At 65.7% G+C, this 359-nt stretch carries 1 protein-coding gene; it reads right to left on the bottom strand.

Annotated features, from left to right (window positions below):
• Positions 1–359 (bottom strand): substrate-binding domain-containing protein (locus tag QCE73_RS34005; protein WP_309885337.1); only part of this gene is annotated, 359 nt, incomplete at both ends.

Genomic DNA, 359 nt, shown 5'->3' on the forward strand with positions numbered 1-359 from the left:
GGCCCATGATCCGCTTCGGATTGCCCTTCGGCAGAAACAGGCCCTGCGTGCGGCGCGTGAGACGGATCAGCTGATGCTTGCGCTGATCGAGCCACGGACGATAGATGTCGGCACAGGTAGAGCGAAACTCGCCGATCGGCAGATGGAAGCCCGCCAGTTCGCACTCGCCGCGCGCCAGCGCACTCACCGCCTCCGCACTTTCCCGATACTTGATGTCGACCGGCACGCGCTGCTCGCCGAGCGCACGCACGAGTGTCGCGACCGCATAGCCGTGCGACGCATGGATCCGCACCTGCATGACATCGCCCGCGAGACGGCGGTTCAATTCGCCCGCCACCTCGGTCGCCACGGCTTCCAAA

Source organism: Caballeronia sp. LZ029 (assembly GCF_031451275.1).
GTDB classification, from domain to species: Bacteria; Pseudomonadota; Gammaproteobacteria; order Burkholderiales; family Burkholderiaceae; genus Caballeronia; species Caballeronia jiangsuensis.